The sequence below is a fragment of the Streptomyces sp. NPDC043853 genome (assembly GCF_056436025.1).
Map to the genome: position 1 here is coordinate 41,194 of NZ_JBWKDJ010000020.1, position 26,264 is coordinate 67,457.

Here is a 26,264-nt window from a genome sequence, read left to right on the forward strand (position 1 = left end):
CGGCCGCGGATCAGTCCCGGTCGCGGACGTAGACCTCGTGGCCGCCGACCACCGTCGCCAGGCACACCGGGAGGTCCGCGCCCGGGGTCAGGTCGGGCAGCCCCGGGGTGCCGGACCGCGGGTCGGTGGACCAGCGGGCCACCCGGTCGTCGGGCGCCTGGACCACCAGTTCGGCGGTCCGCCACACCGCGTAGTCGGCGGGCGCGCCGGGCACCAGCACACCGGCGTCGTCCCGGCCGACGGCCCGCCAGCCGCCCCGGGTGTGCGCGGTGAAGGCGGCCCGGACGGAGATCCGGTGCTCGGGTGTCCGGTGGAAGGCGGCGGCGCGGACGGTGCCCCAGGGGTCGAGGTCGGTGACCGGTGCGTCCGAGCCGAAGGCCAGCGGTACTCCGGCCTTGAGCAGGGCGGCGAAGGGGTTCAGGGTGCGGGCCCGCTCGACGCCCAGCCGATCGGCGTACATGCCGTCCTCGCCGCCCCAGTGCGCGTCGAAGGCGGGCTGCACGGAGGCGGTGAGGCCCAGGTCGGCGAAGGCCGCGATGGCCTGCGGGGTCATCATCTCCGCGTGCTCGATCCGGTGCCGGGCCGCCCGGATCCGGGCCGTGCCCACCTTCTCGGCGGCCGCGCGGACCCCATCGACCACGGCCCCGATCGCGGCGTCCCCGATGGCGTGGAACCCGGCCTGCAGGCCGGCCTCGGTACAGGCGGCGACGTGGTCCGCGACGGCCGCCGCGTCCAGGTACCCGGTGCCGGTGTGGGCGGCGTCGGCGTAGGGGGCGTGCAGGCAGGCGGTGTGCGACCCGAGCGCGCCGTCCACGAACAGGTCCCCGGCGGCGCCGATGGCCCCGAGCTCACGGGCCAGCTCCAGGTCCCGGTCGGCCCAGTAGCCGAAGACCCGCGGCCCCGGCTCCGCCGCGGCGAGGGCCAGCAGGCCGGCGAAGTCCTCGGGGGACGAGATCTCCGGTCCCCCGCACTCGTGGACGGACCCGATGCCCAGGGAGGCGGCGTGCCGGAGCGCGGTGCGCTGCGCCTCCTCCCGCTGCGCGGGGGTGACCGCGGCGAGGGCGGCGGCGCGGACGGCGTGGTGGGCCTCGCGGGTCAGCGGCTCGCCCTCGTGGAAGCCGGCCGTCTCCCGGATGGCGGGCACCCGGTCGAGCAGGGCGGTGGTGACCACCGCGGAGTGCACGTCGATGCGGCTGAGGTAGAGGGGGCGTCCGCCGGTGGCCCGGTCCAGCTCCTCCCGGTGCGGGGCGCGCCGTTCGGGCCAGCGGGCGGCGTCCCAGCCGTGGCCGAGGAGCACCCGGTCCGCGGGCCGCCGCTCGGCGTGGGCGCGTACGAGGTCCAGCGCCTCGCTGAGCGAGGTGGCGCGGGTCAGGTCCAGCCCGGTCAGGGCGAGGCCCGCCGAGGTGGTGTGCACGTGGGCGTCGGTGAAAGCGGGCGTGACGAGCGCCCCGTCGAGGTCGACGACCTCGTCGACTCCCTGGGCGAAGGCATCGGCGGCGCCTTCGGAGCCGACCCAGGCGATGTGGCCGCGCTCGACGACCATCGCGGTGGCGAAGGGGTCGGCGGGGCTGTGGACGTCACCGCCGCGCAGCAGCACGGTTCGGGTGGCCGGGGCCGGGGCGGTGGCGGGGTGGTGGTCGTTGTGCGGGGTCGCGCCAGAGGTCATGGGGACCAGTCTCCCCCGTGCCGGACACCCGGCCGGCGCCGGGGCGACCGGAGCGGCCGGGCGCGGCGGACCGTGTCCCGTGTCCCGTGTCCCGTCTCCCGGAGGAAAGTCCGGGCACCCCTCCCGCGCCCCTGCTGCGCGGCTTGCGTGTCGGCCGGCGGGCGCCGGCCCGCCGGATCCGCTAGATCTTCGGCGGCCGGGCCTCGTAGGGAGTGGACAGGACGACGGTGGTGCGGGTCGAGACGCCGGCGAGCGCGCGCAGGCGGCCCAGCAGGTCTTCCAGTTCAAGTGGGGTGGCCACGCGGACCTTGAGGATGTAGTTCTCGTCGCCGGCGACGCTGTGGCAGGCCTCGATCTCGGGCACACCGGCCAGGCGCTCCGCGATGTCGTCCGGGGCCGAGGGGTCGAACGGTTTGACCGAGATGAAGGCGGTCAGGGGCAGCCCGACGGCCTCGGGGTCGACGACTGCCGCGTACCCGCGGATGACGCCGCGCTGTTCCAGGCGGCGTACTCGCTGGTGGACCGCCGACGTGGACAGGCCCGTGGCCTTGCCCAGGTCCGTGTAGCTCATCCGCCCGTCCCGCACGAGCAGATCCACGATCTGGCGGTCCAACTCCTCCATTGCGCTCATAGCCGCACAACCTAAGGCCCATGGCCCGTCCAAGCCCAGTACCGTCTCACCGCACGTGGCACCTGCGGCAGGCATGTGACGAATGCCACAGGGGTATGCACCCCTCTGTCAGGGTGTCGTGGTTACTCGTGCGGCATGGCGGGAAGTGTTTGCCGTGGCCGAGGCCGAATGCCCGCCCGGCCCACCCAAGGGGGAGTACGAACCATGCTGAACACCAAGCGCGCCGACCGCAGCGAGCCGGAGCCATTCGAACCGATCGACGCCGAGGACGACGACTACCTCGAGGACGCCGAGCCGTTCGAGATCCGCCACGCGACGTGCCCCGACTGCGGCCAGTCGATCGCACTCGTGGCGGACGAGGAGCACCTGCCGCAGCACGCCCTCTGCCTGACCCCGTGGAACCCGTTCGGGCTGACCGTGTGCGCCGGTACGGGGCGTACGGTCGCCGAGGCGCTGCCGGCCATCGGCTCCGTGGAGCTCCAGGAGCCCGCGCCCGTCGTGTTGCTGACGCTGCCTCAGGGACTGGACTGGCGGACGCAGCCGTTCTCGCACGTGGGCGGTCCCGGCTCGCGTCCGGTCCGGCTGGTGGCACCGGCGGCACCGCAGCTGCGCCAGGCACACGCCCAGGCGGCCTGACGGGCCCTGCGGCCACGGAGCGCCGCACCACCACCGCCGCGCAAGCGCCGTACATCCGCCGCCCCACCGGCGCGGAGCCGCCGCAGCACCGGCCCCGCTGCTGCCGCCGCGGCCCCGAAGGGTCTTGCCGGACAGGGGTGTTGACGTCCCGGCAGGTCCTCGCCGGCCCTTCGGGGGCCTGGCGTCGCTACCAATAGGTGCCCTGCACCATGGCGGCCAGGCTGCCATGGTGCAGGATCAGGCCGTCCGGGTCCGCGGGGACCTCGACCTCGCCGAAGTGGGCCTGCCGGTAGGCGATGCGCAGCATCACGATGCCGTGCCGCAGTGCCGCGTACAGGGTGTGGAACTCCATGTCGCGCGGGGTGTGCCCGGTCAGTTCGGCATACCTGCGCTCCAGGTCCTCGCGGCGCAGGAAGCCGGGCAGGCCGGGCTGGCCGAAGCCGACGGTGAGGTCCTGGAAGAAGCGGTGGAGGTAGACCGTCCAGCCGAGGTCGACCTCGCGCGGGGCGCAGGCGGCCATCTCCCAGTCCAGGACGGCGACCGGCCGGAAGCCGTCGTTCTCGTAGATGACGTTGCCGATGCGGGCGTCGCCCCAGTTGAGGACGGGGTCGCCCTCGTCGGCGGGCCAGAGTTCCTCCAGCCGCTCGAAGGCGGATTCCAGGAGCGGTGACCGGGAGAGGCCCCGTACCACCCAGGCGTAGTAGGCGCGCGAGGCGTCGACGTGCCGGCGGAGCGGACTGCCGGGACCGTCGGGGAGGAGGAACTCGGCTTCCTTCACCGGGAACCGGTCGTGCAGGCGGGCGAGCAGCGAGATGCTCTCCTCCTGGAGTTCGGCGCGCTGGGCGTCGGTGGCGGAGTGCAGCCAGTTGCCCTCGTAGGTGTAGGGCATGACGTCCGGCGGGACGCGCCCCTCGGCCCGGTCCATCACGAAGAAGGGCGCGCCGAGCGGGGCGGGGTCCTCCTCCAGCCATTGCACGCGCGGCACGGGGATGTCGGTGTGCCGGGCGACCAGGCTCATCACGCGGTGCTGGCGGGGCATGTCGTAGGTGGGGAAGACGGTGTACGCGGCCGGGTCCGCGGCCAGTCGCAGGGCGCAGGCGCGTACCGGGGTGCCGGGGTGCTCGATGTCGAAGAGCAGGGTCTCGCTGGACATGCCGTTGGAGCCGGGGACGGAGATGCCGGTGACCGTGGCGCCGGGGAGCTTGCCGTCCAGCCAGGCGGTGAGGCGGCGGCCGAGTTCTTCGGGGTCCCGGGTGGAGGTGCGGGGTCGTGGTGCCGTTGCCATGCTGCCCCTATCTCTGGATTCCTGGGGTTCTTGGGCTTCTTGGGGTCCTGTGGGGCCCCGTGGGGTCCCGTGGGTCCTGTGGGGTCCCGTGGGTTCTCCGGGACGGGTCGCGGGGCGCGCGGAGGGTGCGGTGCGCAGCTCAGGGGGCGACGGAGCCGAAGTCGGTGAACCCGCTCGGGTCGTGGCGGCCGAAGCTGCCGTGCTCGAAGATGCCGTGGCCGGTCTGCCCGTCGAGGGTGAAGCGGGCGGAGTGGTCGGTCACTCCGTACGCGGCCATCGGGTGGGCCGAGGGGTCGGAGAGGTCGTAGACGCGGCGGTCGGTCCAGCCGCGCCCCTGCCAGCTGCCGTGCTGCCAGTCGGCGGCGGGCGGGTAGCCGGCGCCGACGGCGAGGGGCGAGGAGTTCAGGATCTCGACGCCGAGTTCGAGGGGCTTGCGGGAGACCGGGTCGGTGAGGTGGATGACGGCGCGTTCCGGGTGGCGGGTGCCGCTGCGGTAGGCGATGTCGGCGTGCGGCCAGCCGAGCTGGACGTCGTGGCGGCCGGTGCTCTCGGGGAAGACCTGGAGGGCCTCGTTGAGGGTGCGGTGGCCGTCGGCGTCCTCCTGGGCGATCACCATGAGGAAGCGGTCCTCGAAGCGGACGGGGATCCAGAGCCAGTGGAAGCCTTCGGTGCGGTGCTCCTCGGCGGCGCGGCCGCCGTCCTCGCCGGGGATGGGACGCACGCCCCAGCTGCGGTCGCGGGTGCCGGTCCACTCCCCCGGGGTCAGCCGGAACTCCTCGCCCTTGGCGCGGATGGTGCCGATGACGTTCCCGGCCTGGACGAACCTGCGGCCCTCCAGCATCAGGCGGTCGCCGCGCCGCTGGACGTGGTGGGGTTCCCAGACGGCGGGGAACTCCGCGGTCCAGGTGATGTCGAAGGAGAGGCCTTCGGGGTCGGCGGGGTCGGGGTCGCAGTGCAGGCTGAGCTGCTTGAGCGGGGTGTCGACGGTGATCCGGAGCGGGCCGACGGAGAGGTTCATCCGGTCGTCGGTGAGGGCGTCGGAGGTGCGGACGGCGAGGAGCTCGTCGCCGGTGCGGAGGGTGGCGTAGGCGTCGATCACCCCGGTGTTGGGGTAGACGCCGAGGCCGAGGATGAGGACGGCGCGTCCGGCGTGGTCGAAGACGTGGAAGATGCAGCGGTCGTAGGCGTTCCGGTCGCCGGTGACCACGTGCTTCATCGAGAGCGGGGCCTGGTGGACGGGGTATTCGTCCAAGGCGATGGGGCGGTCCGCGGGCATGGCAAACCTCCTGGGCGCGGGGGCGGCTCGGCGATATGACGGTACGTCAGAAACCGTGCGCGCGACCAGACTCGTGTCACTTACTGACACTTCGACACCCCGCGCCATGGGGGAGGGCGTGCCGACCCTCCGCCCCTCCCCCGCCCGCCCGGCACCCGGTGCGCCTCCGCACCGCCCCCCGTTCGTCTCCCCACCGACCCCCGTACGACGGGGAGGCCCCGAACAGATGCGCCCCGTGACCCCCGGCGCACGCCCCGCGTTGGCCCCGGCATGAACGTGCTTGACGCTTCAACGGGCAGACGGCGGCGCGGAACGCCTGCGCCGCACGAAGAATCGGTTCAGCAGCCTTTCTCCGCCAAGGGCGCGGGCGGGCGGGGCGCGCAGCCCGTGACCGCGCTGCCCCGGTCGGCCGGGCTGCCCCTGTCGGCCGCTCCGCCCGCGCCGGCCGCACAGCCCGCGGCCGACCCGCCCATCTACCGGAACCTGGTCGACCGCTGGGTCGGCGAGGGCCGGACGGTGCCGGGGCAACGCGACCCGGAGTGGGTCCGCGTCGCCACCGCCCCCGTCTGGCCCAGCGGTCCGCTGTTCGACGACTGGCAGGACGACTGGACGGACGACCGGAAGGACGTCTGAACGAGGACCGGAAGGACGTCCAGCCGCCGCAGCGACCGCGGGTCAGTTCGCCGTGCCGCAGCTCCAGTCCGTGTACCGGGCCGGGCGGACGCAGGCCGACATCGACTGGTCGGGGCCGTCCCACAGGTACGGGGACTGGGCGCCGCTGGTCGTCGGCCCGTACACGTAGCTACCGGTCCGCCAGCTCCACAGAGCGAACTCGCACACGCCGTTGGTCACCTTCGGGTTGACGGCCATGTACTCGTGGCCGCCCTGGAGGATCACCTTCTGGATCGCGGCACAGTTCGCGCCCGCCCAAACCCATTCGCTGCCCGTCTTCGCACTGGCCGTGCCCGCCGTCCCGGCGACCACGGCCAAGGCGGCGAGGGATACGGCCGCAGAGGTACGGATGGTCCTGGTGAGGTTCATGGTGCCCTTCCGTCGATGAGGTGGCGGACGCCGATGCCCATGAGGCGTGAAACCTCCTTGTGCCGGGTGCGGTGCCGCCGGTTGGCTCACGCTGGCCGGTCCGGCGCCTTGGCCGGACCGGCCTTCTGACGAGTTCGCAGGTCAACGGAGTGAGGCAGGCGGACAACGCGGGTTGTCCACGGACAACGGGGGGCGAAGGTGAGGACTGGCCGTCCGCAGGGAGCCTTGCGGGGAGCGAGCGAGGAGGCGAACGATCTCGCGCGCTTCCTGCACGGGCTGACGGATGCCCTGACCGTCCGGGAGCTGGCCGAACGCTACGGCGGCGGCAAGACGATCTGGAGCGAGTACCGCTCCGGCGCGCGGGTCGTCCCCCTGGGCCGGCTCAACGCCGTGGTCCGCGACCGGGTGCGCGACGCCCGTGGTCGCGAGGCCATGCTGCGCCGGGCGCACCGGCTGCACGAACGGGCCCTGGCCGCCGAGGCGCGGGTCCGGCCCGCGCCGGAGCGGGGCGAGGCGCTGCGTCGCGCCGAGGCCGACCTCGCCGAGTCGGGACAGCTGGTGGAGAGCCTGCTCGCCATCATCGCGATGCTGCTGCGCCGGCGGACCGCTCCCCCGCCGTCGCCCCCGCGGGGCGCGGTGGAGCCGGTGCTGCTGGACAGCGCGTACGACCGGCTGGGCGCGGCCTGGGCGCTACGGGAGGCGGCGCGGGAGGCGTACGAGCAGGCGGCGGTGGAGGCGGAGGCCGGGGCTCGGACCGCCCCGGCCGGCACCGGGCTGTGCCTGGCGCTGGTACGGGTGGGCAGCGCGCTGGAGGACCAGCGCGAGCAGCTGCTCCGCCTGTGGGAGCGGACGCGGTCACGGCCGGCCGCGGACGCACCGGACGACGGTGAGGTCCTGGACGGCGAGGTCCTGGAGGGGGTGCCCCTGGAGGAGGCGGTCCTGGAGGAGGGGGTCCTGAAGGAGGGGGTCCTGGAGGAGGGGGTCCTGGACGGAGTGGTCCTGGAGCGGCTGGACCACGCCTCGGTGTCCGCCGTCCATCCCGCGTCCGCCCGTGACACGGCCATCGCGGCCGTCGCCGCCGTCGCGGCCGTCGGCGGCGCCTCGGGGAGCTCCGGCGCGGCTGCCGGGGAGCTGCCGGTGACGGCCCCGGGTCGGAAGGCCGGCCCGGGGCCCGGCCGGAGATCCGGGGCCGGGGGCACGGGCAGGATGGTGCCGGCCGTCACCGCCGCGGTCGCCACCCTCTGCATCGCCCTGGTCGCGGCCACCTCCGTGGTGGTGCTGAGCCGGCCCGGTCCCGCCCAGGCCGGGACCGGTCTTCGGGAAGCCGTCCTGGTACCCCGGGGGCCGTGGGCTCCCGCCTCGTCGGCCGGGACCGGCGGCGGTCCGGCGAGTGCGTCTTCACCGCCCTCGGCGAGCGGGGCCCCGTCGGCTCCGGCGAGCGCGCCGAGCGGGCTGTCGTCCCCGGCTCCGCCGCCGGCCGTACCCGGGCCGTCGCCGGGCGCGGGCTCCCCGCCCGCCACGTCACCGACCGGACCGGCGTCGGTGCCGACGCCGGGCGGCAGCGGCAGCCCGGGCGGCACCCCGCCCGGCGGCGGCATGACCCGGCCGACCGGGCCGGAGACACCCGCGATCCCCGGAGGGTGGCTGCGGTTCACCAATGCGGCCAGCCGGCTCTGCCTGGGCTCGCCGGACGGCAGCACGATGCCCGGCGAGCCCATGGTCCACGCCGTCTGCGGGGCCGGTGCGGAACACGACTGGCAGCTCACGTCCGAGGGCCCCGGCCGGGACGGAGCCCTGTACTCGATCCGCAACCGGCACAGCGGGATGTGCCTGTCCGTCGATGCCGGGGACACCGCCGAGGACGTTCCGGTCACCCAGTTCCTGTGCGGGGACGAGAACGGTCTCCACCCCGATCAGTACTGGACCTTCCGCTACCGCCCTGCCCACGGTGCCTGGCAGCTGGTGAACCGCCACAGCGGGAAGTGCCTCGCGCTCCCCGCCGCCTCCCGGGCCAAGGAGCGGGCGTTGCAGCGGGGCTGCTCCGACGACCCGTGGGCGCTCTGGCGGGTGTGAGCGGTCCACGGGCCCTGTCGGCGGCGACGGGCGGCGCGGGCGGGCGGGCGGGCGCGGGTCAGCGCGTTTCGGGGCCGGCCAGGTGGCGGGCGATGACCATGCGCTGGATCTGGTTGGTGCCCTCGACGATCTGCAGGACCTTGGCCTCGCGCATCAGCCGCTCGACGGGGAAGTCCTGGGTGTAGCCGTAGCCGCCGAGGACCTGGACGGCGTCCGTGGTCACCGCCATCGCCGCGTCGGTGCAGAACAGCTTGGCCATCGCCGCCTGGCGGGAGAAGGGCTTGCCCGCGTCCCGGAGCCGGGCCGCGGCCAGGTAGAGCGCCCGCCCGGCCTCGATGCGGGTGGCCATGTCGGCCAGCATGAAGCGAAGGCCCTGGAAGTCGGAGATCGGGCGGCCGAACTGCTTGCGGTCCGTGGCGTACGCCAGCGCCTCGTCCAGGGCCGCCTGGGCGACGCCGATGGCGCAGGCCGCGATGCCGAGGCGGCCCGCGTCCAGGGCGGCCAGCGCGATGGTGAAGCCCTGGCCCTCCTCGCCGATCCGCCGGCTGTCCGGCACGCGCACCCCGTCGAAGTGCAGCTGGGCGGTGGGCGAGCCCTTCATGCCCATCTTCTTCTCGGGGACGGCCGCCGAGAGGCCCTCCGCGTCGCCGGGGACCAGGAAGGCGGTGATGCCCTTCGGCCCCTCGCCGCCGGTGCGGGCGATCACGGTGTAGAAGTCGGCGATGCCGCCGTGGGTGATCCACGCCTTGGTGCCGGTGATCACCCAGTCCTCGCCGTCACGGACCGCCTTGGTGGTCAGGGAGGCCGCGTCGGATCCGGAGGAGGGCTCGGAGAGGCAGTAGGCGCCGAGCAGGCCGCCGCCCAGCATGTCGGGCAGGTGCGCGGCCTGCTGCTGCTTGGTGCCGAAGCCGGCCAGCCCGTGGCAGGCGAGCGAGTGGACGCTGACGCCGAGGCCGACGGTGAGGCGGGCCGCGGCCAGCTCCTCCAGGACCTGGAGGTAGACCTCGTACGGCTGCTCGCCGCCGCCGAACTCCCCGGCGTACGGCAGACCCAGCAGTCCCGAGTCGGAGAGGAGCCGGAAGACCTCGCGCGGGAAGTGGCCGGCCTCCTCCTGCTCGGCGGCCGAGGGACGGATCTCGCGTGCGGCGATCTCCCGCACGAGTGCAAGGAGGTCCCGGGACTCCTCGGTGGGCAGCTGACGGTCCACCGGCTGCGGGGCGCGGTCGGTCATGGCGACACTCTCCTCCCTGATCGGGCACGGCGGCGGCGCGTCAGGTGTGGGACGCGACGCCGGGTTCGGTGTTCGCGGCAGCCCGTGCTGCCCCTCCCGGATCACGGTAGGGGCTGACCAGCGGCTGCGGCGGGTCGAGTATGCACGATCAGGGGCTTCGCGTCACGAGCGGAAAGATCACGGGGATCCGGAGCGGACCGCCCGTCGAGCCGTGCTCGAGGGCGGTGGCCGCACCGGGCCCGGACCACCGCGCGGACTACTCCGCGGGAGGCAGGGTGAACGGGATCGAGTCCGCCAGCGGTTCCGGCGCGGGAGGCGGCGCCGGACATTCGGGGACGAACTCTGCGATGACCGTCAGCACGGCCCGGAGCTGGCGTACGAGCATGGCGGCGAGCAGCGCCCGGTCGGGGCGGCCGGGACCGTGCGGGTGGTCCGGTCGGGTCCGGTCGGGAGGGCCGATCCAGTCGAGGGTGGCCCCCTCGACCGCGGACAGCCAGCCGATCAGGCCGATCCTGGCCAGCGGGGGCACCTCGCGGCGCCCGTACGCCCCCTCGGCGATGGTGGCGACGAGCTCTTCGCGGACGGCGTCGCGGATGGCCAGCACCTCGGCGTCCGAGCCGACCCCGCCGGTGACGACGGTCCGGTAGGCGGCCTGATGGTGTTCGGCGTAGTGCAGGTAGCCGTCGATGGTGCGGCGGACCCGTTCGGCGCCGGGGAGGTCGGTGTCGCCGCCCGCGCGGGCGACCAGCTCGGCGAGCGAGTCCTCGACGATGGCCAGGTAGTAGCCGCGCTTGCTCTTGAAGTAGTAGTACATCAACCCCTTGGCGACGCCGGCCTGCTTGGCTATGTCGTCCATGGAGACCGCGTCGTAGGCGGTGTCGGCGAACAACTTGCGTCCGAGCGCTATGAGTTCGGCTCTGCGATGCTGCGAGCGCGCGGTCGTTCCCCGTTGTTGACTATTGTTCAAATTCGGCCCTAGCTTCGAACTGCCGGTGGAGATGCCCGCAGTATCGCACCCGTCCGGCGGCCCGCCCGGCCTTCGGTTCCGCACCGGTTCGGCACCGTTTCCACACCGTTTCCGCATCACTTCCGGCACGGGGGTACGGAGTGCGGTGCACGGCGTACGAGGCGCGGCGCGCGGGCGGGCGCAGCCGCGCTGGTGCCGCGACGGTTCTAGAGCCAGCCGACCTGGGTGACGAACATGGCCACGACGACCACCAGGGCCCAGCCGCAGAGGTTCTCCAGCCACTTGGAGTCGTCCTTGGGGCCACCGGTACGGACGAGGTTCCGGGCGCGGGACAGGGCGGCGGTGTCAGCAGTCATGGGTGGTCTCGCATCGGTTCGGCGGGCAGACGGACGGTCGCTCCCCCCGGACGTCCCTCCAATGTGCCAGCGGAAGGGGCCCCGACGGTAGAGACGTTGGTCACTGCCGTCGGGGCCCCGGTGTCCCGATGGGGCCGGCTGCCGGGTCGCATCAGGCCTGGTCAGGCCCTATCCGTCCCGGTCGGGCCGGGTGCGGGCCGGTCAGCCGGCGCGCTCCCGTCCCGCCATGCCCACCATGGCCAGGCCGAGGCAGAGGGCGACGGCACCGGCGATCACGTTGCTGACCACGGTACGGGTCGTGTCCATTTCGCCCGCGATCGCCCACGGCGCGATGATGGTCCACGCGCCCAGGGCGACCGCCGTCCAGGCCATCGCGTGCGTGCGCTCATAGGCGGAGCCGAGGCCGCTCATGCAGACGCAGAACGCGAGACCCGTGATCAGGTTGTTGACGGCCAGCGGGCCGAAGCCGCTGAACCCGGCGATCCAGGGCGAGGCCGCCAGGTACAGGCCCGTGATCAGGGCCAGCGCTTCCACGGCCTGCGCACGGGGGGTGGTGGTCACCCGCTCGAACCGGGAGCGCATCTCGGCGAGGTCGGGGTGGTGTTCGATTCTGGGATGGGTGGTCATGGCGGGCCGCCTCCTAGAGACGTGTTCAATGCCCTTTATGTCCAGCTTATGCCCGCTTGCGTCCCAGGTCATGCCGGATGTCACAGCACCCGTGCGGCTTTCAGCGCCTCGATCCCGACGACGTCCAGACGGGTCGGCGCGTAGACGTAGCAGATCCCGCCGGTGCCGGAGACGACCTTGCCGGAAGCGTTGTGGCGCTTGGTCCGCAGCCAGACGTTCTCCCATTCGCGCCGCCGGTAGACGCGGCGGACGGCGGCGTTGTCCGCCGAGTTGGGGTCGTTGGCGATCACGTCCCCGGCATCGGTGAACCCGATCACGGTCATCAGGTGCCCGGCCGTGCCGTAGCCGGCGCCGGTCAGCTCCCCCTCCTTGAAGGACTGGGAGGTGATCACCGGGATCCCGGCCCGGATCAGGGTCTCCAGCTCGGTGAGGCAGGTCAGCCGGGTGACCACACCGGCCAGCCCTGAGTAGGTCCCGGCGTAGGCGGCGTTGAACGGCCAGTTGCCGCACCCCTTGTAGGCGTGGTCGTACGTGGACCTGGCCGCGTGGCAGACCTGCGGGTCGGCGTAGGAGCGGTCGACCCAGGCGAGGTCGGCGGGGGCGGGCTTCCGGCCCCAGTACTCGATGATCATCTGGGAGGAGGTGGGGCTGCACCAGGCCTCGCCGCCGTTGTCGTACTGCGGGTACCGGCCGGCGTGGACCTCCTGGGAGTAGCGCGGGACGGCCAGCTCGCGGGCCGGGCCGGGGGTGGCGGCGGGCACGGTGAAGCGGTCGGGCACGTCGGAGGCCATGGCACCGGCGAGCAGCACCCGGGGCGAGGCGGCGGAGCCCGGACGGCGGTGGAGGGTGAGGCGGAGCTGCCAGTCGCGCAGGCGGAGGCCCTTGGCCTTCTCCGGGTCGTCGACGGTGAGGGTGTCGGTCCAGACGGTGGACCGGCCGTCGGTCTGGCCGTCGACGGAGGTGCGGCGGATGTCGGTGTCACCGGCGGCCCAGCAGGCGATGACGTACCAGGGGGTGCGGGTGCCGTCGGTGTAGGTGCCGCGCAGCTCGACGCGGAGCCAGGTGCCGGCGGGGGTGTGGGCGTTCCAGGAGGCGATGATCTCGGTGGCGGGGACGGTGGAGCGGTGTACGGGGGAGGTCCAGGTGGCGTACTCCCAGGTGCTCTTCCGGCCGGTGTGGGGATCGGTGTACTCGGTGCGGCCGACGGGTGCGTGGAAGGTGAGGGCGGGGTGGGGGTCGGGGGCGGTGCCCTCGTGGGTGCCGGCGGTCCAGTGGGCGAGGCCGTACCAGAAGCGGTTGTCGACGGTGGGGGTCACGGCCGCGGCGGTGTCCGCCGCGACCGGGTCCGCCGGCTCGGCCACGGTGTCGGAGGGCTCGGCGTGAGCGCCGGCGGGTGTCTCCGCGCCGTCCGCGCCCTCCGCCGCGGCGGCGGTACGGGCGCCGCCCGCGCCGGCGGCCGCGGCCAGGGCGGCGGCGAGCAGGGTGCGGCGCGGGGTGAGGTCGGTCATGGGTACCCCCTGGTGGGACGGGCGACGGCTCGGCCCAGCGTCCCAGTTCATGGGCCCTCCGGGCCAGGGCCCGGCCGTGCGTGTCGCGCCCCGCCGGGCTGCGGCGGAGCTGCCCCATGGCTTCGGTGGGGCGGGACCGGGCCGGCGGTGGCGATCCCGGTGTGCCCGCCTCCCCGGGCTCCGTCCGGGGGACCTCCACCCCCATCGCCCTGCGGAACGCCTGCCCGCACCTCGGTCGAGCGCGGTGCGTATCGTGGGGCGCGTGTGGAGTGAGCTGGGGTTCGAGGCGTTCGCGCGGGAACTGCGCGGGACGGCGCCGTCCGCGGGGGCCGTGCGGCTGGTCGGGATCGACGGGCACGCCGGGTCCGGCAAGAGCACCTTCGCGGGGCGGCTGGCCGGGGCGCTCGGCGGGGACGTGCCCGTGCTGCACCTGGACGACATCGCCAGCCACGACGAGCTCTTCGAGTGGACCGGGCGGCTGCGCCGGCAGGTGCTGGAACCGCTCGCCGCCGGACGGGCCGCACACTGGGAACCGTACGACTGGGTGGAGCGCCGCTTCGGACCGGCGCGGGTGCTGGAGCCCGCTCCGCTGGTGCTGATCGAGGGCGTGGGCGCCGGCCGGCGGGAGCTGCGGCCGCACCTGGCCCGCCTGCTGTGGATGGAGACCCCGCGCGAGCACTCCTGGGTGCGGGGCCGCGCGCGGGACGGGAGCGAACTCGCGAGCTTCTGGGACGGATGGGAGCGCGCGGAGCTCGCGCACTTCTCGGATGATCCTTCGCGCCCCTACGCGGACACCCTGGTGCGCCAGTGCGCTACGGGGTACGAGTGGACTTCCGGGGACGGAGGGACGGCGGGAACCCGGCGTTCCGTCACCGACGGTGACGAGCTCCCCCGCGCCTGAGCCGCCCCCGGAATCCGCTTCCGCCGGCCTGCCGACACCCGCTTGACCTGGGGACCGCGGCGGCCTTACGTTCTCAATGCGCGGTCTCACACGACCGCCGCGGACACGAAGCCCCCGGTTGTTCCCCCGTGATCGGGGGCTTCGTTCTGCCCGCACCCCCTCCCCCTCCTTCACCCTGCGTCACGGTGCTCCCCGTGGGACGCACTCGATCAGTGCGCGCAGCGCACTGCGTAAGGCCGACGGCCGCGGGTACGATGCCAGCCTGAATTCATCCACGCCGGAACAACTCGCTTGTACGAGGCGGTCGTTCCCGCGTGCCACGGGGGCAGGCTTGTGGGGGACGTGATGGACTTCGGCACGCAGGGCAGCGGCCGCGCGCCCGCCCCGGCCGAACTCGCCTGGCTGCGAGGGGTGGACGCCTGCACGATGGGCGCCTATCCGCAGGCCGAGGACGAGTTCCGGGCGGCCGTACGACTGGATCCCACCATGGCTGACGCCTGGCTGGGGCTCCACGCGCTGCGGGTGGACACCACCAACGCGCTGCTGCGGATGTACACCCACCGGGACCGGTTCGGGGAGCAGCGCGCCCGCCACCGGCGGACCCTGAACTCCTGGTACTGGCTGGGCTGGTGGGTGCAGCCGGTCCTGGAGAGCCGGCGCGACCTGCTGCTGGCGCACGCCTCGCACTGGCTGGACGGCCGTCATGTGCCGGAGCTGGACCAGGCGTTGGCGGCCCTGCCGCCCGTGGACACCGATCCGCAGGTCCGTTTCCTGCACGCCTGCCGGGCGTATCTGGTCAAGGACTGGGAGCAGTTGGTCCGGCACACCGAGCCGCTGGTGGACGATCCACTGCTGGGCATCGAGGCGGGCCTGTTCGGCGGGATGGCCCGGGTCCGGCTGGAGATGTACGGGCAGGCGGAGCCGATGCTGTCGACGGCGCTGATGCGGTGCCGCAGCGAGCAGCCGCAGCGCAAGGAGCTGCGGTACTGGCTGGCGCGGGCGCACGAGGGGACGGGGCGCAGCGCGGCCGCGCTGCCGCTGTACCGGGCCGTGCACCGGGTGGATCCGGCGTTCATGGACACGGCGGCCCGGCTGACGGCGATCGCGGAGTCCGACGGGCTGGAGGGGTACGACCTGTCGCCGGTCGGGGGTGACTTCGCGGCGGTGGCGCTGGGCGGCGGGGCCGCGGTGGACGGCCCGTCGGCGGATCCGGACGCCCTGCTCGGCGGGGAGCCGCTCGAACCCCGCTATCCGGGCGCGGGCCCGGGGACCGCTGCCGGTGCGGGGGTGGCGCCGCCGGGTGCGGGCCGCGGGGACGGCGTACGGCGGAAGGCTCCGGTGCCGGCGCAGCCGGTGCCCGCCGGGCTGCCGGCCGGTCCGCCGGATCCGGAGCTGCTCGCGCAGGCGCTGGCCGAGCTGGAGCGGATGGTCGGCCTGGAGCCGGTGAAACGGCAGGTCAAGGCGCTGTCGGCGCAGCTGCACATGGCCCGGCTGCGGGCCGGCCAGGGATTACCCGTACAGCCCCCGAAACGGCACTTCGTGTTCTCCGGGCCCTCGGGCACGGGCAAGACCACGGTGGCGCGGATCCTGGGCCGGGTGTTCTACGCGCTGGGGCTGCTGGGCGGGGACCATCTGGTGGAGGCACAGCGGGCGGACCTCGTGGGCGAGTTCCTGGGGCAGACCGCGGTGAAGGCGAACGAGCTGATCGACTCGGCGATCGGCGGGGTGCTGTTCGTCGACGAGGCGTACAGCCTGTCGAACTCGGGCTACAGCAAGGGCGACGCGTACGGGGACGAGGCCCTGCAGGTGCTGCTGAAGCGGGCCGAGGACAACCGGGACCACCTGGTGGTGATCCTGGCGGGGTACCCGGCGGGGATGGACCGGCTGCTGGCGGCGAACCCGGGTCTGTCCTCCCGATTCACCACCCGGGTGGACTTCCCCAGCTACCGGCCGGCGGAGCTCACGGCGATCGGCGGGGTGCTGGCCAGCGCCAACGGGGACGGCTGGGACGAGGAGGCGCTGGAGGAGCTCCGGAGCATCAGCGCGCACGTGGTGGAGCAGGGCTGGATCGACGAGCTGGGCAACGGCCGGTTCCTGCGCACGCTGTACGAGAAGAGCTGTGCGTACCGGGACCTGCGGCTGGCGGGGTACGCGGGGACGCCGTCGCGGGAGGACCTGGCGACGCTGCGCCTGCCGGACCTGATGCAGGCGTACGGGGAGGTGCTGTCCGGGCGGGGCCCGGCGGACCGCGACCGGCCGGACCCTCCGCCGCTGTAGCCGGCTCTCATTCCGTGCGCAGGGCGGCGGCCGTTGGCGTGCGGGTCGCCCAGCCGGCGGGAGAACAGCGCGCCCGCCAGCGCGATCACCATCCCGGCCGGCGCCAGCAGGGCGAGCAGCGAGGGATCGTACACGTCGATGTCCGCGGGTGGGATCGTGGTGCCGACCGCGCGGCCCATGGCGGGCATGCGGAGCTGGCCGGCCGCCTCCACCTCAGTGAGGCCACGGTGAAGACGCACGTGGCCCGGATCCTGGCCAAGCTCCGCCTCCGCGACCGGGCCCAGGCGGTGATCGCCGCGTACGAGACGGGTCTGGTCGTCCCGGCCGGGCGCGGGAACGAGGAGCCGGCCTGACCCGGCCCGACCCGGCCCGACCCGGCCCGACCCGGCCTGGCCCGGTCGGGGGCCGGCCGGGCCAGGCCGGGTCAGGAGACGGTCGGGTGTGCTCCGGACATCCGGTGGGCCGGGTCGCGGACTTCGCCGACCAGGGTTTCCAGGACGTCCTCCAGGGCGACCAGGCCGAGGATCCGGCCGGTCTGGTCGGCGACCTGGGCGAGGTGGGTGGCGGAGCGGCGCATCACCGTCAGGACGTCGTCCAGCGGCAGGGTCGCCGACAGGGTGGGCATGCGCCGCCAGACCCGCTGGGGTACGGCCCGTTCCCGTTCCTCCAGGTCCAGGATGTCCTTGACGTGGACGTAGCCCATGAAGGCGCCGGTGTGGGAGCGGACCGGGAAGCGCGAGTACCCGGTGCGGACGGTGAGCTGCTCGATCTGCCGGGGCGTGGCCGACGGTTTGACGGTGACCAGCCGGTCGCGGGCCAGCAGGACGTCGGTGACCGGGCGGCTGCCCAGTTCCAGGGCGTCCTCCAGGCGCTGCTGCTCGACCGGTTCGAGCAGTCCGGCCTGGCGGGAGTCCTCCACCAGCCGGCCCAGCTGGGAGCTGTCGTAGACGGCCTCGACCTCGTCCTTGGGCTCCACCTTGAACAGGCGGAGCACGAAGTGCGCGCAGGCGCCGAGGGCGGTGGTGACCGGCCCGCAGACGCGGGCGAAGGCGACCAGGCCGGGGCTGAACCAGAGGGCGGTCCGCTCGGGCGCGGCCATGGCGAGGTTCTTGGGGACCATTTCGCCGATGACCAGGTGGAGGAAGACCACCGCGGCGAGCGCGACGGCGTAGCCGAGGGGGTGGATCAGGCCGTGCGGGACGTGCAGGGCGTGGAAGACGGGCTCCAGCAGGCGGGCCACCGTGGGTTCGGCGACCGCGCCCAGGGTGAGGGAGCAGATGGTGATGCCGAACTGGGCGGCCGCCATCATGCGGGGCAGGTTCTCCAGGCCGTGCAGCACCTGGCGGGCCCGCTTGGAGGAGGCGGCGAGCGGCTCGATCTGGCTGCGGCGGACCGAGACCAGGGCGAACTCGGCGCCGACGAAGAAGCCGTTGGCGAGCACCAGGAGCAGGGCGAAGAGGAGTTGGAGCGCGTTCACCGGACGACCGCCTCGGCCTCCGCGGCGCGGCCGGCGGTGTGGCCGGCGGTGTGGCCGGCGGTGTGGCCGGCGGTGTGGCCGGCGGTGTGGCCGCCGGGCACGAGCGCGGCCGTCCGGCAGTCGGGCTCGGCGAGGGCGGTGACGCCGAGGGCGGCCGGTGCGGTGAGCGGACCGGGGACCAGCCCGGGCACGGGGCCGGGAAGGGTGGCCGGCAGGGCCCGGACCAGCCGGACCCGTTCGGCCCGGTTGCGTCCGACCTGGCGGACCGAGAGCTTCCAGCCGGGCAGTTCGGCCCGGTCGCCCGGGGCCGGGATGCGGCCCAGCAGGTCCGCGACCAGACCGGCCACGGTCTCGTACGGGCCTTCCGGCACCTCCAGGCCTATCCGGCGCAGGGTGTGCACGCGGCAGCTGCCGTCGGCCTCCCAGGAGGGGCGGCCGTCCTCGGCGGGTACGGGTGCCAGCTCGGGCCGGGCGTCGGCGTGGTCGTGCTCGTCGCGGACCTCGCCGACGAGTTCCTCGACGATGTCCTCCAGGGTGACCACCCCGGCGGTGCCGCCGTACTCGTCGACGACCACCGCCATCGGCTGCTCGCTGCGGAGCAGTTCCAGCAGCGGCTGCACGGGCAGGGTGCCCGGGACCAGCAGCGGCGGCACGGAGATCAGGGCCACGCCCGTCCGGGCGCGTTCCGGCTCGCGAACGGCGAGGGCGTCCTTGAGGTGGACCACGCCGGTGATCTCGTCGATCCGGTCCCGGTACACCGGGAAACGGGACAGTCCGGTGGCCCGGGTCAGGTTGAGCACGTCGGCGGCGGTGGCCGTGGACTGGAGGGCGCTGACCTTCACCCGGGGGGTCATCACGTGCTGCGCGGTGAGCTCGCCGAGCGAGAGGGTGCGGACGAACAGGTCCGCGGTGTCCTGTTCGAGCGCTCCGGCCTGGGCCGAGTGGCGGACCAGGGAGACGAGTTCGCCGGGGGTGCGGGCGGAGGCCAGCTCCTCGGCGGGTTCGACGCCGAGCGCCCGGACGAGCCGGTTGGCGACGGCGTTCAGGCCGGCGATGACCGGACGGAAGAGGCGGGAGAACAACTGCTGCGGGCCGGCCACGAAGCGGGCGACCTGGAGCGGCCGGGAGACCGCCCAGTTCTTCGGGACGAGCTCGCCGACCACCATCTGCACGGCGGAGGCCAGCAGCATGCCTATGACCACGGCGATGCCGGGTACGGCACCGCGGGGCAGGCCGGTGGCGGTGAGCGGGCCGGAGAGCAGCGCCGCGAGGGCCGGCTGGGCCAGCATGCCGACCACCAGGGAGGTGATCGTGATGCCGAGCTGGGTGCCGGAGAGCTGGAAGGACAGCTCGCGGAGCGCCTCGACGACGGTGCGGGCGCGCCGGTCGCCCTCGGCGGCGGCGCGTTCGGCCTCCGGCTTCTCGACGGTGACCAGGCCGAATTCGGCGGCCACGAAGAAACCGTTGGCGAGGATGAGAACGAAGGCCGCCCCGAGCAGGAGTAGCGGGATGGTCATGATGCCGCCGCCTCCTCCGGGGAGAGGGCGGCGCGGGTACTACCGGACGATCCGTCCATTGCTGGAGGGAGTCACTCCTCAAGTCGCAGGTGCCCACGGGCCTGGTCGGAACCGGGGCCGGTGGCGGGGCACAGGTGTGCGCCCCGCCACCAGAGTAGTAGTTGAGATCCTTCCCGCAATGGGGACGCCCGCCGGACGCCGTGGCGTCACCCCGTACGTCACCCGATGCGTCGGCCGACGCATCCGGTGACGGCGTCGGCCGGGGGTCAGCCCTCGTGCGTGCCGGTGCCGCGGGACTCGACGAGGCCCCGCAGGGCCCGGGCGTCGGCGATGGCCTGCTGCTTCGCGACTCCGGGCTGGATGCCGAGGGCGGGCAGGCTGGTGCCGTCGCTGAGGTCGAGGAACACCCAAGGGTCGCCCGGACGGAGGTTGACGCGCAGGATCTGGGCCCAGGCGAGGCGGCGCTTGGCGGTGAGGTTCACCACGGTCACGCCCTCCTCGTCGGCGACCACCTTGGGCCGGGACAGCAGCACCAGGACGGAGGTGAGCAGCGCCGCCGTGAAGACGAAGCTGATCCGCTCCCCGGCGGACAGCCGTTCCAGGAGCAGCGCGACCGCCGTGATGGTGGCGAACATCGCCGCGCCTGTGGTGAGCAGGACGATCCGGGTGCGGGTGGGCCGGAAGGTGACCGGCAGGGCCGGCAGGGCGTCCGCGGGGATGGGCGCGGAGCCGCTCGCGGGGGTGTTCGCGGCCATCAGAGGCGGCAGGCGTGGATCGAGGTGGTCAGGATCGCCCGGGCGCCGAGCTCGTACAGGTCGTCCATGATCCGCTGGGCGTCCTTGGCGGGGACCATCGCTCGGACGGCGACCCAGCCCTCGTTGTGCAGCGGGGAGACCGTCGGGGACTCCAGGCCCGGGGTGAGGGCGACGGCCCGCTCCAGGTGCTCGGCGCGGCAGTCGTAGTCCATCATCACGTAGCTGCGGGCGACCAGGACGCCCTGCAGGCGCCGCAGGAACTGCTGGACCTGCGGGTGGTCGGTCTCGGCGCCGTTGCGCCGGATCACGACGGCCTCGGACTTGAGGATCGGCTCGCCGATGACCTGCAGGCCGGCGTTGCGCAGGCTGGTGCCGGTCTCGACCACGTCCGCGATGATCTCGGCGACGCCGAGCTGGATGGCGGTCTCGACGGCGCCGTCCAGGTGGACGACGGAGGCGTCGATGCCCTGGTCCGCGAGGTGCTTGGCGACGATTCCCTCGTACGAGGTCGCGATCGTCATGCCGTGGAAGTCCTGCGGGCCCTTGGCCGTGCCCGGCCGGGTGGCGTAGCGGAAGGTGGAACGGCCGAAGTTCAGCGGGAGGATCTCCTCCGCGTTGGCTCCGGAGTCCAGCAGCAGGTCGCGGCCGGTGATGCCGATGTCGAGCTTGCCGGACGCCACGTAGATCGCGATGTCCTTGGGGCGCAGGTAGAAGAACTCGACCTCGTTCTCGGGGTCGACGGTGACGAGTTCCTTGGACTCCTTGCGCTGCCGGTAGCCGGCCTCATGGAGCATCTCCGACGCAGGTCCGGAGAGTGAACCCTTGTTGGGGACGGCGATGCGCAGCATGAGGACGGTTCCTTTGTTCGCGTAAGTGTTGGTGCTGTGCGGAGCGGGGGGGTGAGGGGTGGGCCGTTCGGCTCAGAGGTACTTGTAGACGTCTTCGAGGGAGATCTCTCGGGCGACCATCATCACCTGGACGTGGTACAGCAGCTGGGAGATCTCCTCGGCGGCGGCTTCCTTGCCCTCGTACTCGGCGGCCATCCAGACCTCGGCGGCCTCCTCGACGACCTTCTTGCCGATGGCATGGACGCCCTTCCCCACCAGCTCTGCGGTGCGGGAGGTGGCGGGGTCGCCGTCGGCCTTGGCCCGGAGCTCGACGAAGAGCTCTTCGAATGTCTTGAGGGGTTCGTTCGCCATGATGCCCTTAGGGTACGGGTTCACCCGGGGGCCCCGGCGCCAGGGTTCACTCCGTGGACTGGCGCCCGGGCCCGCTCCGTGGACCCTAGCGCCAGGGCTCGCTGACCGTCCGCAGGGTCATCGCGGTGGAGACGGCCGCGGTGACCGCTTCGTGGCCCTTGTCCTCGTTCGAACCCTCGAGCCCGGCGCGGTCGAGCGCCTGCTCGTCGTTGTCACAGGTCAGCACGCCGAAGCCGACGGGGACCCCGGTCTCGACCGACACCTGCACCAGGCCCTGGGTGACGCCCTGGCACACGTACTCGAAGTGGGGGGTGCCGCCGCGGATGACCACGCCGAGGGCCACGATCGCGTCGTAACCGCGGCCGGCCAGCACCTTCGCCACCACCGGGAGCTCGAAGCTGCCGGGGACCCTCAGCAGGGTGGGTTCGTCGATGCCGAGCTCGTGCAGGGCGCGCAGGGCGCCGTCCACGAGGCCGTCCATGACCTTCTCGTGCCACTGCGCCGCGATGACCGCGACCCGGAGGTCGCCGCAGTTCTTCACGCTCAGTTCGGGTGCGCCCTTGCCGCTCACAGCTCTCCTCGGTGCTTCGTGCCTGGTACTGGGTACTCGGTGCTCTGGGTGGGTGTACGGGTGGTGCTGGTCGTGCTGTTCGTGCTGGTCGTGCTGGTCGTGCCGGGGTTACTGCTGGTGCCGGCGGTGCCGGGGGTCACTGGTTGCCGCAGGCGGAGGTGGTCACGGGCGTGTCCAGCCAGGGCAGGTCGTGGCCCATCCGGTCCCGCTTGGTGCGCAGGTAGCGCAGGTTGTGCTCGCCCGCCGGGGTGGGCATGGCCTCGCGGCCGGTGACCACGATGCCGTGGCCGACCAGGGCGGCGGACTTGTCGGGGTTGTTGGTCATCAGCCGGACGCTGCGGACCCCCAGGTCGGTGAGCATCTGGGCGCCGGCGCCGTAGTCGCGGGCGTCGGCGGGCAGGCCGAGTTCGAGGTTGGCGTCCAGGGTGTCGCGGCCCCGCTCCTGGAGCTCGTACGCGCGGAGCTTGGACACCAGCCCGATGCCCCGGCCCTCGTGGCCGCGGAGGTAGACCACGACGCCGCGGCCGGCCTCGCGGATCCGCTCCATGGAGGCGTGCAGCTGGGGGCCGCAGTCGCAGCGCAGGGAGTGGAAGATGTCGCCGGTCAGGCATTCGGAGTGCATCCGGACCAGGACGTCCTCCCCGTCACCGATCTCGCCGTGGACCAGGGCGACGTGCTCGACGCCGTCCACGGTGGAGCGGTAGCCGAAGGCGGTGTACTCGCCGAAGGAGGTCGGCAGGTTGACCTCGGCCTCGCGGCGCACGGTGGGTTCGGCGGAGCGCCGGTAGGCGACCAGGTCCTCGATGGAGATGATCGTCAGGCCGTGCTTGCGGGCGAACGGGATCAGCTCGGGCAGGCGCAGCATGACGCCGTCCTCGCCGGCGATCTCCACGATGGCGCCGACGGGGCGCAGGCCCGCAAGGCGGGCGAGGTCGACGGCGGCCTCGGTGTGGCCGTTGCGCACCAGGACGCCGCCCGGCTTGGCCCGCAGCGGGAAGATGTGGCCTGGTCGGACGAAGTCGGAGGCCTCGGAGGTGCCGTTCGCCAGCAGGCGCAGGGTGGTGGCGCGGTCGGCGGCGGAGATGCCGGTGGAGACGCCGTGCTCGGCGGTGGCGTCCACCGAGACGGTGAAGGCGGTCTTCATCGACTCGGTGTTGTTCTGCACCATCTGCGGGAGCTCCAGGCGCTCCAGCTCCGGGCCCTCCATGGGGGCGCAGATCAGGCCGCGGCACTCGCTCATCATGAACGCGACGATCTCCGGGGTGATCATCTCGGCGGCGACGACCAGGTCGCCCTCGTTCTCCCGGTTCTCGTCGTCCACGACGACGACCGGGCGGCCGGCCGCGATGTCCCGGATGGCCTGCTCGATGGGGTCGAGCACGAAGAACTCGTCGGTGGTCATGCCGTTGCTCATGCCGTTGCTCCTTCGAGGGCCGGGGCGGTTTGGGTACGGGAACGCAGCCACCAGTCGCGCATGCCCCACAGGACGAGCGCGCCGTAGATCACGTAGACGAAGCCGGAGAAGGCGTAGCCGTTGGCGAAGTTGAGGGGGACGCCGACCAGGTCGACCAGGAGCCAGGCGAACCAGAACTCGACCAGGCCGCGGGACTGGGCGTACATGGCGACGATGGTGCCGACGAAGATGTAGGCGTCGGGCCACGGGTCCCAGGACATCCACGGGTAGGCCTTGAACAGCAGGGCGACGGCCACGGTGCCGGCGGCCGCCGCGGCGAGCAGCACCCCGCGCTCGGTCCAGCTGGCGAACCGGACGGCGATGGAGCCGTCCTGGGCCTGCTGCCGGCCGCGGTTCCACTGCCAGAAGCCGAGGGCGGCGACGACCATGACGACGACCTGCTTGCCGGCGCTGCCGGAGAGGTGCCCGGCGGCGAAGGCGGCGAACAGGATCAGGCCAGACGCGAACTGGGCGGGCCAGGTCCATATGGAGCGGCGCCAGCCCAGCGCGAGGGCGATCAGACCGATCGTGTTGCCGATCATGTCGGACCACTTGATGTGCTGGTCGAAGGCGGTGAACGCCTCCGAGTTCAGCCAGTCGAGCGCGCTCACTTGCCGGCCTCCGGGTCACCGGCGGCGGCACCCTTGTCGCCGAGCAGCCGCTCGACGTACTTGGCGAGGACGTCGACTTCGAGGTTGACAGGGTCGCCGGCCTGCTTGATGCCCAGGGTGGTGAGCGCCAGCGTGGTCGGGATGAGGCTGACGGTGAAGTAGTCGGCGGCGGCCTCGACCACGGTGAGGCTGACGCCGTCGACCGTGATGGAGCCCTTCTCCACGACGTACCGCGAAAGGGCCGCGGGCAGCGAGACCTTGACGATCTCCCAGTTCTCGGAGGGGGTGCGGGAGATGATCTCGCCGGTGCCGTCCACGTGGCCCTGGACCAGGTGTCCGCCGAGCCGGCCGCCGAGGGCCATGGGGCGCTCCAGGTTGACCCGGGAGCCCTTGGCGAGCGCGCCGAGGGAGGAACGGTCGAGGGTCTCGCGCATCACGTCGGCGGTGAACTCGCCGTCGGCGGTCTCCACCACCGTCAGGCAGACGCCGTTGACGGCGATGGAGTCGCCGTGCTTGGCGCCCTCGGTGACGACGGGTCCGCGCAGGCGGAAGCGGGAGGCGTCCTCCAGCTGCTCGACCTCGGTGACCTCACCCAGTTCTTCGACGATTCCGGTGAACACTTCAGTGCTCCTTGGTGGCGGTGGTGGGGACGGCGGTGATCCGGAGGTCGGGGCCCATGCGGACGGCCTCCGTGATGTCCAGGCGCAGGGCCTGGGAGATGTTCGTGACCCCGGCGTCGGCGAGGGCGGCGGGGCCCGCGCCGAGCAGTGCCGGGGCGATGTATCCGATGACCCGGTCGACGGCCGCGCCTTCGAGGAAGGCGCCCGCGAGGGCGGGTCCGCCTTCCAGGAGGAGGGAGCGGACGCCCCGGTCGTGCAGCCGGCCGAGCAGGTCGTGCACGGCGATGCGGCCGTCGTGCAGGGGCAGCCGGAGCACGTCCAGGCCGCCCGGCAGGTGGCGGGTGTCGGCGTCCTCCCCCACGACGAGCAGGGTGGGCGCGGCGTCGTCGAGGATGCGGGCAGCCGGGAGCACGCCGGCGCGGGTGTCGAGCGCGATCCGCAGGGGCTGGGTGGCGCCCTCGATGCCGCGGACGGCCAGGTGCGGGTCGTCCGCGCGGAGGGTGCCGCCGCCGACCAGGACGGCGTCCGCCTCGGCGCGCAGCCGGTGCACGTCGGCGCGGGACTCGGCCGAGGTGATCCAGCGGCTGGAGCCGTCGGCGGCGGCGCTGCGCCCGTCGAGGGTGGCGGCGTACTTCCAGGTGACGTACGGGCGGCCCAGGCGTACGGAGGTCAGCCAGGCGGCGTTGCCGGCCTCGGCCTCGGCCTGGAGCAGCCCGCCGCTGGTCTCGACGCCGGCCGCGCGGAGGGTTGCGGCGCCGCCCGAGGCCTGCGGGTTCGGGTCGGGGACGGCGTAGACGACGCGGGTGACGCCCGCGTCGATCAGGGCCCGTGCGCAGGGGCCGGTGCGGCCGGTGTGGTTGCAGGGTTCGAGGGTGACGTAGGCCGTGCCACCGCGGGCGGCCTCGCCGGCCGCGCGCAGGGCGTGCACCTCGGCGTGCGGACCGCCGGCCCGCTGGTGCCATCCTTCGCCCACGACGGTGCCGGCGGGGTCGGTGAGGACACAGCCGACGACGGGATTGGGGCTGGTGGATCCGAGGCCGCGGGCCGCGAGCTCGACGGCGCGCCGCATGGCACGGGCGTCGGCCTCGTGTGCGGGGTTCGCGTCGGGGTGCGCGTCGGCGTGGTTCGCCACCGGGTCCTCCTGCCTCGTCGGGCACGGACTCCGGGGCTGCCGCCGATGAAGACGACAGAGCAAACGGGACAAGCGCACACGGGGACGCCGGGGCCGGAAAAACGGTCCGTTCATCCCGTCCCGCCCCGTGGAACACGGTCGGGTACGTCGATCGGACCGCCGACGGCGGCGTACCGGTGACTGGCCCGCCGCGCACTGCCTCCCATCCGGACTTTAACCGTCGGTCCAGGAATTTCACCTGGTCAACCGGCCGCTGGCTGCGGACGGGTCGCGGACTATACCGCCGGTTCGGAATTACACCGACCCCGGAGTGCGCTGCTACTGGTACTCCCGCCAGTGTGCCATGGCTGATCGACGGCCATGCGAGTGAAGCCGTGTGGCCTGGCTCACAACTCCGCCCGGCCCCCGCCCGGCCGACCCGGCCGGCCCCGGCCGCAGCGCGCCTCGCCGGCCC

26 protein-coding genes and 1 riboswitch are annotated in these 26,264 nt (G+C 73.5%); of the genes, 6 read left to right on the forward strand and 20 right to left on the reverse strand.

The window, feature by feature from the left end; genetic code table 11:
* Positions 1–10: 10 nt before the first annotated feature.
* Together AC067U_RS34575 and AC067U_RS34580 are read right to left on the reverse strand one after the other, a co-directional pair.
* Positions 11–1,666: an amidohydrolase gene (locus AC067U_RS34575; RefSeq protein WP_478833805.1), complete on the reverse strand. Its 1,656-nt coding sequence runs from the start codon at positions 1,664–1,666 to the stop codon at positions 11–13.
* Positions 1,667–1,847: 181 nt separating this feature from the next.
* On the reverse strand, positions 1,848–2,288 hold the full coding sequence (locus AC067U_RS34580; RefSeq protein WP_478833883.1) for an Lrp/AsnC family transcriptional regulator: 441 nt from the start codon (positions 2,286–2,288) through the stop codon (positions 1,848–1,850).
* Positions 2,289–2,501: 213 nt separating this feature from the next.
* Here AC067U_RS34580 and AC067U_RS34585 point away from each other — a divergent pair, with 213 nt between their 5' ends.
* Entirely contained in the window at positions 2,502–2,933 is a 432-nt protein-coding gene (locus AC067U_RS34585) for a hypothetical protein (protein WP_478833806.1), read from the forward strand.
* A gap of 187 nt (positions 2,934–3,120) precedes the next feature.
* Here AC067U_RS34585 and AC067U_RS34590 read toward each other — a convergent pair whose 3' ends face one another.
* Both AC067U_RS34590 and AC067U_RS34595 read right to left on the reverse strand, forming a co-directional pair.
* Positions 3,121–4,218 (reverse strand): phosphotransferase family protein, encoded by a 1,098-nt coding sequence (locus AC067U_RS34590; protein ID WP_478833807.1) that lies wholly within the window; start codon positions 4,216–4,218, stop codon positions 3,121–3,123.
* Between the two features lie 139 nt (positions 4,219–4,357).
* A complete protein-coding gene (locus AC067U_RS34595; protein WP_478833808.1) occupies positions 4,358–5,494 on the reverse strand; it encodes an Rv3169 family protein in 1,137 nt (378 codons plus the stop codon).
* A gap of 387 nt (positions 5,495–5,881) precedes the next feature.
* On the opposite strand from AC067U_RS34595, the gene AC067U_RS34600 reads away from it, so the two are divergent.
* Positions 5,882–6,127, forward strand: a complete 246-nt coding sequence (locus AC067U_RS34600) for a hypothetical protein (protein WP_478833809.1) — start codon at positions 5,882–5,884, stop codon at positions 6,125–6,127.
* A gap of 42 nt (positions 6,128–6,169) precedes the next feature.
* Here the strand turns inward: AC067U_RS34600 and AC067U_RS34605 are convergent, their stop codons facing one another.
* A complete protein-coding gene (locus tag AC067U_RS34605) occupies positions 6,170–6,535 on the reverse strand; it encodes a hypothetical protein (RefSeq protein WP_478833810.1) in 366 nt (121 codons plus the stop codon).
* Positions 6,536–6,760: 225 nt separating this feature from the next.
* On the opposite strand from AC067U_RS34605, the gene AC067U_RS34610 reads away from it, so the two are divergent.
* Positions 6,761–8,608: an RICIN domain-containing protein gene (locus tag AC067U_RS34610; RefSeq protein WP_478833811.1), complete on the forward strand. Its 1,848-nt coding sequence runs from the start codon at positions 6,761–6,763 to the stop codon at positions 8,606–8,608.
* 58 nt (positions 8,609–8,666) lie between these two features.
* On the opposite strand, the gene AC067U_RS34615 is transcribed toward AC067U_RS34610, so the two are convergent.
* The 5 genes from AC067U_RS34615 to AC067U_RS34635 all read right to left on the reverse strand — a co-directional run bounded on the left by AC067U_RS34615 (position 8,667) and on the right by AC067U_RS34635 (position 13,297).
* Entirely contained in the window at positions 8,667–9,839 is a 1,173-nt protein-coding gene (locus tag AC067U_RS34615) for an acyl-CoA dehydrogenase family protein (protein WP_478833812.1), read from the reverse strand.
* Between the two features lie 256 nt (positions 9,840–10,095).
* The gene (locus AC067U_RS34620; RefSeq protein WP_478833813.1) at positions 10,096–10,806 is read right to left on the reverse strand and encodes a TetR/AcrR family transcriptional regulator; all 711 of its coding nucleotides are present in this window, start codon (positions 10,804–10,806) and stop codon (positions 10,096–10,098) included.
* 206 nt (positions 10,807–11,012) lie between these two features.
* Positions 11,013–11,162 (reverse strand): SCO1431 family membrane protein, encoded by a 150-nt coding sequence (locus tag AC067U_RS34625; RefSeq protein WP_478833814.1) that lies wholly within the window; start codon positions 11,160–11,162, stop codon positions 11,013–11,015.
* A 201-nt stretch (positions 11,163–11,363) separates the two neighbouring features.
* Entirely contained in the window at positions 11,364–11,789 is a 426-nt protein-coding gene (locus tag AC067U_RS34630) for an SPW repeat protein (RefSeq protein WP_478833815.1), read from the reverse strand.
* An 80-nt stretch (positions 11,790–11,869) separates the two neighbouring features.
* The gene (locus AC067U_RS34635) at positions 11,870–13,297 is read right to left on the reverse strand and encodes a C39 family peptidase (protein ID WP_478833816.1); all 1,428 of its coding nucleotides are present in this window, start codon (positions 13,295–13,297) and stop codon (positions 11,870–11,872) included.
* A 262-nt stretch (positions 13,298–13,559) separates the two neighbouring features.
* On the opposite strand from AC067U_RS34635, the gene AC067U_RS34640 reads away from it, so the two are divergent.
* The 3 genes from AC067U_RS34640 to AC067U_RS34650 all read left to right on the forward strand — a co-directional run bounded on the left by AC067U_RS34640 (position 13,560) and on the right by AC067U_RS34650 (position 16,828).
* Positions 13,560–14,198 carry a uridine kinase family protein gene (locus tag AC067U_RS34640; RefSeq protein ID WP_478833817.1) on the forward strand — a complete coding sequence of 213 codons (639 nt, stop codon included), beginning with the start codon at positions 13,560–13,562 and terminating at the stop codon, positions 14,196–14,198.
* Between the two features lie 345 nt (positions 14,199–14,543).
* On the forward strand, positions 14,544–16,475 hold the full coding sequence (locus AC067U_RS34645) for an AAA family ATPase (protein ID WP_478833818.1): 1,932 nt from the start codon (positions 14,544–14,546) through the stop codon (positions 16,473–16,475).
* A 38-nt stretch (positions 16,476–16,513) separates the two neighbouring features.
* A complete protein-coding gene (locus AC067U_RS34650) occupies positions 16,514–16,828 on the forward strand; it encodes a response regulator transcription factor (protein ID WP_478833819.1) in 315 nt (104 codons plus the stop codon).
* Positions 16,829–16,899: 71 nt separating this feature from the next.
* On the opposite strand, the gene AC067U_RS34655 is transcribed toward AC067U_RS34650, so the two are convergent.
* The 10 genes from AC067U_RS34655 to ribD all read right to left on the reverse strand — a co-directional run bounded on the left by AC067U_RS34655 (position 16,900) and on the right by ribD (position 25,810).
* A complete protein-coding gene (locus tag AC067U_RS34655) occupies positions 16,900–17,952 on the reverse strand; it encodes a hemolysin family protein (protein WP_478833820.1) in 1,053 nt (350 codons plus the stop codon).
* The gene (locus AC067U_RS34660; RefSeq protein ID WP_478833821.1) at positions 17,949–19,469 is read right to left on the reverse strand and encodes a hemolysin family protein; all 1,521 of its coding nucleotides are present in this window, start codon (positions 19,467–19,469) and stop codon (positions 17,949–17,951) included. The genes AC067U_RS34655 and AC067U_RS34660 overlap by 4 nt, the downstream gene beginning before the upstream one ends.
* Positions 19,470–19,735: 266 nt before the next feature.
* Positions 19,736–20,224, reverse strand: coding sequence for a PH domain-containing protein (locus tag AC067U_RS34665; RefSeq protein WP_478833822.1), 489 nt, complete (start codon positions 20,222–20,224; stop codon positions 19,736–19,738).
* The gene (gene hisG / locus AC067U_RS34670; RefSeq protein WP_478833823.1) at positions 20,224–21,072 is read right to left on the reverse strand and encodes an ATP phosphoribosyltransferase; all 849 of its coding nucleotides are present in this window, start codon (positions 21,070–21,072) and stop codon (positions 20,224–20,226) included. Before hisG ends, AC067U_RS34665 begins: the two co-directional genes overlap by 1 nt.
* A 72-nt stretch (positions 21,073–21,144) precedes the next feature.
* On the reverse strand, positions 21,145–21,423 hold the full coding sequence (locus tag AC067U_RS34675; RefSeq protein ID WP_478833824.1) for a phosphoribosyl-ATP diphosphatase: 279 nt from the start codon (positions 21,421–21,423) through the stop codon (positions 21,145–21,147).
* Positions 21,424–21,508: 85 nt separating this feature from the next.
* Positions 21,509–21,994, reverse strand: a complete 486-nt coding sequence (ribH, locus tag AC067U_RS34680; RefSeq protein ID WP_468909850.1) for a 6,7-dimethyl-8-ribityllumazine synthase — start codon at positions 21,992–21,994, stop codon at positions 21,509–21,511.
* A gap of 136 nt (positions 21,995–22,130) precedes the next feature.
* Positions 22,131–23,408 (reverse strand): bifunctional 3,4-dihydroxy-2-butanone-4-phosphate synthase/GTP cyclohydrolase II, encoded by a 1,278-nt coding sequence (locus AC067U_RS34685; protein WP_478833825.1) that lies wholly within the window; start codon positions 23,406–23,408, stop codon positions 22,131–22,133.
* Complete coding sequence (locus AC067U_RS34690; protein WP_478833826.1) at positions 23,405–24,058, reverse strand: nicotinamide mononucleotide transporter family protein; 654 nt, start codon at positions 24,056–24,058, stop codon at positions 23,405–23,407. The genes AC067U_RS34685 and AC067U_RS34690 overlap by 4 nt, the downstream gene beginning before the upstream one ends.
* Entirely contained in the window at positions 24,055–24,678 is a 624-nt protein-coding gene (locus AC067U_RS34695; RefSeq protein WP_478833827.1) for a riboflavin synthase, read from the reverse strand. Before AC067U_RS34695 ends, AC067U_RS34690 begins: the two co-directional genes overlap by 4 nt.
* A 1-nt stretch (position 24,679) precedes the next feature.
* Positions 24,680–25,810 carry a bifunctional diaminohydroxyphosphoribosylaminopyrimidine deaminase/5-amino-6-(5-phosphoribosylamino)uracil reductase RibD gene (gene ribD / locus AC067U_RS34700; protein ID WP_478833828.1) on the reverse strand — a complete coding sequence of 377 codons (1,131 nt, stop codon included), beginning with the start codon at positions 25,808–25,810 and terminating at the stop codon, positions 24,680–24,682.
* 188 nt (positions 25,811–25,998) lie between these two features.
* Positions 25,999–26,128: riboswitch (FMN riboswitch) on the reverse strand.
* Between the last annotated feature and the right edge of the window lie 136 nt (positions 26,129–26,264).

What these genes read in the sequence shown, in the direction of transcription:
- AC067U_RS34685 (WP_478833825.1), bottom strand. Translation starts at nt 23,408, where the DNA reads ATGAGCAACGGCATGACCACCGACGAGTTCTTCGTGCTCGACCCCATC.
- AC067U_RS34665 (WP_478833822.1), bottom strand. Translation starts at nt 20,224, where the DNA reads ATGGCCGCGAACACCCCCGCGAGCGGCTCCGCGCCCATCCCCGCGGAC.
- AC067U_RS34575 (WP_478833805.1), bottom strand. Translation starts at nt 1,666, where the DNA reads ATGACCTCTGGCGCGACCCCGCACAACGACCACCACCCCGCCACCGCC.
- hisG (WP_478833823.1), bottom strand. Translation starts at nt 21,072, where the DNA reads ATGCTGCGCATCGCCGTCCCCAACAAGGGTTCACTCTCCGGACCTGCG.
- AC067U_RS34625 (WP_478833814.1), bottom strand. Translation starts at nt 11,162, where the DNA reads ATGACTGCTGACACCGCCGCCCTGTCCCGCGCCCGGAACCTCGTCCGT.
- AC067U_RS34615 (WP_478833812.1), bottom strand. Translation starts at nt 9,839, where the DNA reads ATGACCGACCGCGCCCCGCAGCCGGTGGACCGTCAGCTGCCCACCGAG.
- AC067U_RS34605 (WP_478833810.1), bottom strand. Translation starts at nt 6,535, where the DNA reads ATGAACCTCACCAGGACCATCCGTACCTCTGCGGCCGTATCCCTCGCC.
- AC067U_RS34645 (WP_478833818.1), top strand. Translation starts at nt 14,544, where the DNA reads ATGGACTTCGGCACGCAGGGCAGCGGCCGCGCGCCCGCCCCGGCCGAA.
- AC067U_RS34595 (WP_478833808.1), bottom strand. Translation starts at nt 5,494, where the DNA reads ATGCCCGCGGACCGCCCCATCGCCTTGGACGAATACCCCGTCCACCAG.
- AC067U_RS34675 (WP_478833824.1), bottom strand. Translation starts at nt 21,423, where the DNA reads ATGGCGAACGAACCCCTCAAGACATTCGAAGAGCTCTTCGTCGAGCTC.
- AC067U_RS34635 (WP_478833816.1), bottom strand. Translation starts at nt 13,297, where the DNA reads ATGACCGACCTCACCCCGCGCCGCACCCTGCTCGCCGCCGCCCTGGCC.
- AC067U_RS34590 (WP_478833807.1), bottom strand. Translation starts at nt 4,218, where the DNA reads ATGGCAACGGCACCACGACCCCGCACCTCCACCCGGGACCCCGAAGAA.
- AC067U_RS34585 (WP_478833806.1), top strand. Translation starts at nt 2,502, where the DNA reads ATGCTGAACACCAAGCGCGCCGACCGCAGCGAGCCGGAGCCATTCGAA.
- AC067U_RS34630 (WP_478833815.1), bottom strand. Translation starts at nt 11,789, where the DNA reads ATGACCACCCATCCCAGAATCGAACACCACCCCGACCTCGCCGAGATG.
- AC067U_RS34660 (WP_478833821.1), bottom strand. Translation starts at nt 19,469, where the DNA reads ATGACCATCCCGCTACTCCTGCTCGGGGCGGCCTTCGTTCTCATCCTC.
- AC067U_RS34580 (WP_478833883.1), bottom strand. Translation starts at nt 2,288, where the DNA reads ATGGAGGAGTTGGACCGCCAGATCGTGGATCTGCTCGTGCGGGACGGG.